Source organism: Ralstonia sp. TCR112 (genome assembly GCF_007997035.1).
Classification (GTDB): Bacteria; Pseudomonadota; Gammaproteobacteria; order Burkholderiales; family Burkholderiaceae; genus Ralstonia; species Ralstonia edaphi.
In genome coordinates this window covers 1-7,485 of record NZ_VOSS01000113.1, presented here as the reverse complement: position 1 = coordinate 7,485, position 7,485 = coordinate 1, and the positions used below count along the sequence as shown (strand labels likewise).

At 66.1% G+C, this 7,485-nt stretch carries 7 protein-coding genes; 5 read left to right on the top strand and 2 right to left on the bottom strand.

What is annotated here, in order from left to right:
* Both FUT88_RS22855 and rocD read right to left on the bottom strand, forming a co-directional pair.
* On the bottom strand, positions 1-1,003 hold a 1,003-nt coding region (locus tag FUT88_RS22855; RefSeq protein WP_261797267.1), incomplete at its 3' end, for an arginase.
* Positions 1,004-1,028: 25 nt separating this feature from the next.
* Complete coding sequence (rocD, locus tag FUT88_RS22850; RefSeq protein WP_147218650.1) at positions 1,029-2,255, bottom strand: ornithine--oxo-acid transaminase; 1,227 nt, start codon at positions 2,253-2,255, stop codon at positions 1,029-1,031.
* A gap of 118 nt (positions 2,256-2,373) precedes the next feature.
* On the opposite strand from rocD, the gene FUT88_RS22845 reads away from it, so the two are divergent.
* The 5 genes from FUT88_RS22845 (at position 2,374) to FUT88_RS22825 (ending at position 7,311) form a co-directional block, all read left to right on the top strand.
* Positions 2,374-3,297: a LysR family transcriptional regulator gene (locus FUT88_RS22845; RefSeq protein ID WP_147218648.1), complete on the top strand. Its 924-nt coding sequence runs from the start codon at positions 2,374-2,376 to the stop codon at positions 3,295-3,297.
* 82 nt (positions 3,298-3,379) lie between these two features.
* Entirely contained in the window at positions 3,380-4,144 is a 765-nt protein-coding gene (locus tag FUT88_RS22840) for a TetR/AcrR family transcriptional regulator (RefSeq protein ID WP_147218646.1), read from the top strand.
* Positions 4,145-4,202: 58 nt separating this feature from the next.
* Positions 4,203-5,177: an HlyD family secretion protein gene (locus FUT88_RS22835; protein WP_147218644.1), complete on the top strand. Its 975-nt coding sequence runs from the start codon at positions 4,203-4,205 to the stop codon at positions 5,175-5,177.
* A complete protein-coding gene (locus tag FUT88_RS22830; RefSeq protein WP_147218642.1) occupies positions 5,174-6,145 on the top strand; it encodes an ABC transporter ATP-binding protein in 972 nt (323 codons plus the stop codon). Before FUT88_RS22835 ends, FUT88_RS22830 begins: the two co-directional genes overlap by 4 nt.
* Positions 6,142-7,311 carry an ABC transporter permease gene (locus FUT88_RS22825; RefSeq protein WP_147218640.1) on the top strand — a complete coding sequence of 390 codons (1,170 nt, stop codon included), beginning with the start codon at positions 6,142-6,144 and terminating at the stop codon, positions 7,309-7,311. The genes FUT88_RS22830 and FUT88_RS22825 overlap by 4 nt, the downstream gene beginning before the upstream one ends.
* Positions 7,312-7,485: the final 174 nt, after the last annotated feature.

Below are 7,485 nucleotides of genomic sequence, written 5' to 3'. Positions count from 1 at the left end.
GCGCCGCATAGGGCAGGGTAGGGCCACACCGTCTGTGCGCGGGCGTTGGCGGTGCGCTTTTTCTTGATGGCGGCTCAAGCCGCGTCGCGTATTCGCGGCGCTGGGCGTGCAATGCGCCTGCGACGCTGGCCAGCAGGTCCAGGGCCAGATGCGCTGTGATCCCGCCCTTGTCGTGGCGCGGGTTGTATTCCACCAGTTCGAATGCGGCGAAACGTGCATCGCGTGCGCAGGCGGCAAGTGCCTGGGCCATGCCGTGTGCGGTGAGGCCATCTGTTTCGGGCGTGCCGACGCCGGGTGCGACGGCGGGGTCGAAGGCATCCAGATCCAATGTCACGCCAAAGGCCGCGGTGCCCGATTTGACCTGGCGGATGGCGTCAGCCATGACGGCGCGCAGGCCGCTGCGTGCCACTTCGGCGGCGTCGACGACGCGCACGCCAAGCAGATCCAGCAACGCGCGTTCGGCGGGCTCATAGCTGCGCGCGCCGATCACCACGACGTGTTCCGGCAACAGCTTCGGCGCGGCATCGCGGATTTGCGTGAGGGCCGCTGCGCCATGGCCGAGCAGCGCCGCCAGCGGCATGCCGTGGATGGCGCCGGAATCGCTCGTCTGCGGTGTGTGGCTGTCGAGATGGGCGTCGATCCAGATCAGGCCGAGCGGACCCTTCGGCCGCAAGGCGTTTGCCACGCCGGACCACGTGCCGATGGCGCACGAGTGATCGCCGCCGATGACCACGGGCACATGTCCTTGGTGCACGCTGTGCGCCGTCGCATCCGCAAGCGCGCGCGAGAACCCGGCCACGCCCGGTAGCGCTGCCAAGCGTGCCGAGCGGTTGTGCCCGGCCGACGTCGCCAGTTCGATGTCGTGCACGAGCCCAGCGTGCGTGTCCGGCGTCTGCAACCGCGCAAGCCCGCCGGCTTCCAGCAGCGCACGCGGGCCGTCCTTGCAGCCGTCGTCTTGCGCGCCGCAGCCGATGGCCGCGCCGATCAGATCAATGATGGTCATGTCACTCCCCTTGCGAGTTCTTGCGTCACGCCACCTTGCGGCGCGGCCACCCTGCCAGCGTCTGGCGGATGGCCTCCAGCGCCAGTGCCAGTTCCGCCTCGCCAATCACCAGCGGCGGTGTCAGGCGCACCACGTTGCCGTTGGTGTCCTTGGTCAGCACGCCGCGCTCGGCCAGCGCGAAGGCGAAGTCGTGTGCGTCGATGTCGGCGTCGAGCTGCAGGCCGATCAACAAGCCGCGTCCGCGCACCTGCCGCACGCCGTGGCCGACCAGCGTTTTCAGTTCATTGATGAACGCTGCGCCCACGCGCGCGGCACGCTGTGGCAGTTGTTCTTCCATCAGCAAGGCAAGTGCCGCGCGTCCGATGTGCGCCGCGAGCGGGTTGCCGCCAAACGTGGAGCCGTGGTCCCCCGGCCGAAACACGCCGATGACGGCCTCGCGCCCCGCGATGGCTGACACGGGCACCATGCCGCCGCCGAGCGCCTTGCCCAGCACCACCAAGTCGGCGTCAACGCCTTCATGCCAGCTCGCGAGCACATCGCCCGTGCGGCCGAGGCCTGTTTGCACCTCGTCGCAGATCAGCAGCACGTTGTGCCGGGTGGCGAGTTCGCGTGCGAGTTTCAAGTAGCCAGCAGGCGGTTCGACGATGCCGCCTTCGCCTTGCACAGGTTCCATCAGGATGGCGCCGGTGTTGGGCCCGATGGCCGCACGCAGCGCATCGGCGTCGCCAAACGGAATGCGCCGGAAGCCCGCCGCGAACGGGCCGAATCCGTAGCGATATTGATCGTGCGAGGAGAAGCCGACGATCGTCGTCGTGCGGCCGTGGAAATTGTTCTCGAAGACGATGATCTCGGCCGCCTCGGGCGCTAGGCCCTTCACGTCGCGTGCCCATTTGCGGGCGGCTTTGATGGCGGTTTCGACGGCCTCGGCGCCGGTGTTCATGGGCAGCGCGCGGTCCATGCGCGTGATGCGGCAGACGTCGGCCAGGAACGGGCCCAGTTCGACGTTGTGGAATGCGCGCGACGTGAGCGTCAGGCGGCCCGCCTGCTCTATCAGCGCGGCAACGAGTTTGGGATGCGAATGCCCAAAGCTGACGGCCGAGTACGCCGACATCATGTCGAGGTAGCGCCGGCCATCGGTATCGAACAGCCACACGCCCTCGCCGCGTTCCAGCATGACCGGCAAGGGCGCGTAGTTGCGTGCGCCGTAACGGTCTTCCAATGCATAGCTCGGATGTTGCATTGCGGTCGTCATGATGGCCTCCTGCCTGGATCGGTCGTTCACTTGCGGCGGATTGTGCGATCTGACAGACTTGAAATCAAATCGAATGTTTTTCGTTTTTCGATCCAAAAATTTGATGAATTGAGGCGCCATGTCGCACTCGCCGCTGCGTTATCTGCATAGCTTCCTGACCGTCGCCAATGAGGGCAGCTTCGTGCGTGCCGCAGACCGCCTGGCCGTGTCGCAACCGGCGCTGTCGTACCAGATGCGGCAGCTGGAGCAGTGGCTCGGCGTGCCCTTGTTCGAGCGCTCGGGGCGCAAGCTCGTGCTCACGCGCGCCGGCACGTCGGTGCGTGCGTGGTGCCGCGATGCGTTTGCCGGGCTGGATGAACTGCGCGCCGCCTTGCACAGCGGCGAGATGGAGCGCGTGTCGCTCAAGCTGGCGAGCGGCTCCAGCTTCGGGCGCTATGTGCTGATGCCGGCGCTCCTGACGCCGTCGCCCGAATCCGACGCGCCGCTTCTCGACGAGGTGCGCTTGGAACTCGCCTTCGGCAGCGACGAGGAGGTCTTCGGCCATGTCGAATCCGGTCGCGCCGATCTCGGTTTCGTCTACACGCCGCGCACGTCTCGCCTGTTTGAGCACCACGCTGTCTATACCGAGGAATTTGTGCTCGCCTGCAGCGCCCGCGCACTGCGCGAGCACGCTGCGCCGCGCACGCTGGCTGATTGCGCGGCACTGCCCTTCGTCACCTACGACGAATCCGACGCGGTCTACGGGCTGTGGTTCAAGGCGCTGTTCCGGCGCATGCCCGAGACGACCGTCAGCGCGCATCACGTCTCCGACCTGGAAGAGGTGAGCACCTTGGTGGAGGCTGGCATGGGCTGGTCGGTGCTGCCGCTGCACGCCATCCAGGATGCAGTGGAGCGCGGGCGCTTGCACGTCGTGCGCCCGATCGTGGCGCGACGCTGCCTGAACACCGTGTTTGCCGTGCGTCGCACATCGAGTTTCCCGAGCGAAGCCCAAGACCGCTTGCTGGTGCGGCTGGCGCAGCTCGATGCGGCCGCGCGCGCTTAGCCGCGAAATCGTCCCCTTCCTGACCTGCACAGCGTCAATTTCCGCCTTGAAATTAATTAATTCGACAATTAATATTCGCGGCATGGCAACCCGTAAACCTCCCGCTCGCGGCCCCGGCCGCCCCCGCCGCCAGGATGGCGCAACGCAGGACGACCTCCGGGACCGCCTGCTCGACATTGCCGTCACATTGTTTGCGCGCGATGGCGTCGGCCCGACCACGCTTGCCGCCATCGCCCGCGAAGCCGGGGTGACGGCGCCGATGGTGCATTACCACTTCAAGACGCGCGATCAATTGCTCGACGCCGTGGTGGAAGGGCGCATCCGGCCGCTCGTCGATCAGGTGACGGGGCCGGCGCTGGCGATCATCGCCGACGACGCGCATCTGCCCGACCTTGCGCAGACGGTGGCAGGTGTTGCGCAGCGCATGGTCGCGGTAGCGACGGCCACGCCATGGTTTCCGACGCTGTGGATTCGCGAGATCGCCAGCGAGGGCGGGCAGTTGCGCGAGCGTGTGTTCGCACGCATCGCGCTGGAGCGCGCCACGCTGCTGGTCGACCGCATTGCGCGCGCGCAGGCCGCCGGCGCGGTGAACGCGTCTTTGCAGCCGCCGCTGGTGATGGTGTCGTTGATCGGCCTGGCGATGCTGCCGCTGGCGACGCGCGCGCTGTGGGGGCGCCTGCCGCTGGCGGATCGGGTCAGCGACGAGGACATCGGCCGGCACGTGGCCGCGTTGCTGCTGCATGGCATCGGCCCAGTCGCCACGCCCGAGCAGGCGGACGGGAAATCAGCCGAGCGGAAATCGAAATCGAAGCCCAAGTCCAAGCCAAAGAGCAAGGGGCGCGAGTAGGGCGTACACGGCAGGTCAATCGCATCAATCGCATCAATCGAATCCCGCGGAGGGCGGTATGCGGCAAGCGTTGTGCATCGGTAGGGCAGGGTCTTTGGCGGCGGTATCGGCCGCAGCCATCGTGCTGGCGGGCTGCGCCAAACACGACGACCGCACCTACCAGGGCTATGTGGAAGGCGAGTTCGTCTACGTGGCCTCGCCGGTGGGCGGGCGGCTCGAACATCTCGACGTGCAGCGCGGGCAGACCGTCAACGCGGGTGCGCCGCTCTTCGTACTGGAATCGGTGGATGAGACGGCGGCCCGCCAGCAGGCTGTCGCGCAACTGCAAGGTGCCGAAGCGCAACTCGCCGATCTGAACGTCGGCAAGCGCGTGCCGGAAGTGGACGCGGTGCGCGCGCAACTGGCGCAGGCGGTGGCGGCGGACAAGCTTTCGTCGACGCAACTCGCGCGGGACGAAGCGCAGTTCCGCGCTGGGGGCATCGCGCAATCGCAGCTCGATGCAAGCCGCTCGACCGCGCAGACCAACGCGCAGCGCGTGCGTGAGTTGACCAACCAGCTGCGCATTGCCCAGCTGCCGGCGCGCAATGACCAGATTCGCGCGCAATCCGCGCAGGTGGAAGCCGCGCGTGCGGCGGTGGCGCAAGCGCAATGGCGGCTCGATCAGAAAGCGCAGAAGGCTACGCATGGCGGTCTCGTGTTCGACACGCTGTATCGCGAAGGCGAATGGGTCGGCGCCGGCAGCCCCGTGGTGCGGATGCTGCCGCCGGCCAACGTGAAAGTGCGGTTCTTCGTGCCGCAAGGCGTGGTCGGCGCGCTCAAGCCCGGGCAAGCCGCGCGCCTGCACTGCGATGGCTGCGCGGCGGATATCAACGCCACCGTCACCTACATCGCCACCGAAGCCGAATACACGCCGCCCGTCATCTACAGCAACGCGACGCGCGACAAGCTGGTCTTCATGGTGGAGGCGCGGCCCGCTGCGGCCGACGGTCCGAAGCTACGCCCGGGCCAGCCCGTGGAGGTCACGCTGCCATGAGCGCTGCCAGCCACGACGGTCAACCGCACACACGCAACGGCGACTACGCCATCGACGTGCATGGCCTGAACAAGCACTTTGGCGACAAGCACGTTGTGAAAGACCTCTCAATGCAGGTCGCGCGCGGCGAGATCTTCGGCTTTCTCGGCCCCAACGGCAGCGGCAAGACCACGTCGATCCGGATGATGTGCGGGCTGCTGACGCCCGACAGCGGCAGCGGTTCGTGCCTCGGTTACGACATCCTCAAGGAGTCTGCGCAGATCAAGCGGCGCGTCGGCTACATGACGCAGCGGTTCTCGTATTGGGATGATCTTTCGATTCGCGAGAACCTGGATTTCGTGGCGCGCCTGTACGAGATGCCCAATCGGCGAGAGGTGGTCGACCACGCGCTGGAGCATCTCGGGCTGGCCTCGCGCGCCAGGCAACTGGCGGGCTCGCTGTCCGGCGGCTGGAAGCAACGCCTGGCGCTGGCCGCGTGCATGCTCCACAAGCCTGAGCTGCTGCTGCTCGATGAACCCACCGCCGGCGTCGACCCGAAAGCGCGGCGCGACTTCTGGGAAGAACTGCACCGGCTGGCGGCGGAAGGCATCTCGGTGCTCGTCAGCACGCACTACATGGACGAAGCCGAGCGCTGCCACAAGCTCGCCTACATCGCGTATGGCGAACTGCTCGCGCACGGCACCGCCGATGAGGTGATCGCCGCACAGCATCTGTCGACATGGTCGGTTTCGGGCGGCAATCTGGTGGAACTGGGCCGCAAGCTGGAAGGGCAGCCCGGCGTGGATCAGACCGTCGCGTTTGGGTCTGTGCTGCATGTGACCGGCGCGGACGCGCAAGCGCTGGAGGGCACGCTGCGCAAGCTCGCCGGAGAATCCGGCACGCGCGCCGAGCCGATCGACACCGGCCTCGAAGACGTCTTCATCCACATGATGAAGCGCTCCTCCGACAACTACGGGGCGCAGCCATGAAGCCGGACGGCAATCGCTTTTCCCTCGTGCGCTGGTGGAGCGTGGTGCTCAAGGAATTCCTGCAACTGCGCCGCGACCGCGTGACGTTCGCGATGATGATCGGCATTCCGATCATGCAGCTGTTTCTGTTCGGCTTTGCCATCAACGCCGATCCGAAGCATCTGCTGACCGGCGTGATTGCCGCAGACCAGAGCGAGTTCACGCGCAGCTTCCTGGCCAGCATGCGCAACTCCGACTACTTCGACTTGGCGACGACCCTGCCCGACGAAACCGCCGGGCGCGAGGCGTTGGCCAAGGGGCAACTTCAGTTTGTCGTAACGATCCCGCCGGACTTCACGCGCAGGCTCTTGCGCGGCGAGAAGCCCTCCCTGCTCGTGGAAGCCGATGCTACCGACCCTGCTGCTACCGGCTTGGCTGTGGCTTCGCTCTCGCAACTCGTGCAGGGCGTCGTCAGCAAGGACATGAAGGGTGCGCTGTCGCCGCTGGCAGGAGGTGCGGGCGCGGGCCCGAGCGGTGCCGCGCCGCCATTCGATGTGCGCATCCACAAGCTCTACAACCCGGAAGGCATCACGCAGTACAACATCATCCCCGGCCTGATGGGCACCATCCTGACGATGACCATGGTGATGATGACGGGCCTGGCGATGACGCGCGAGCGCGAGCGCGGCACGATGGAAAACCTGCTCGCCACGCCGGTGCATCCGCTGGAGGTGATGACGGGCAAGATCGTGCCGTACATCTTCATCGGGCTGGTGCAGGTGACGATCATTCTGCTGATGGCGTTCTTCGTTTTCCACGTGCCGTTTGTCGGCAGCGTGTGGATGGTCTACGTGTCGGCGCTGCTGTTTATCGTGGCGAGCCTGACGGTAGGGATCACGCTGTCGTCGCTGGCGCAGAACCAGCTGCAGGCGACGCAGCTGACGTTCTTCTACTTCCTGCCGAACATCTTGCTCTCGGGCTTCATGTTTCCGTTCGTGGGCATGCCCAAATGGGCGCAGGTGATCGGCAACCTGCTGCCCATGACGTACTTCAACCGGCTGACGCGCGGCATCCTGCTCAAGGGCAATGGATGGTTTGAGCTGTGGCCAAGCATTTGGCCGCTGATGGTGTTTACGGTGGTGGTGTTGGGGGTGGCGTTGCGGTTTTATCGCAGGACGTTGGATTGAGGTGGCTATGTGGACGCTGTGGATTCGACGCGCTGACGCTGGTGGTGCATCCCTTGTTTCGTCCCCTGCCGGGGCCGACTTACTTTCTTTGTCTTGCCAAAGAAAGGTAAGCAAAGAAAGGCGCGCCCGAGATGGTGAATTCCCCTTGAATTTATGTAACCGGGCGGAGACGGG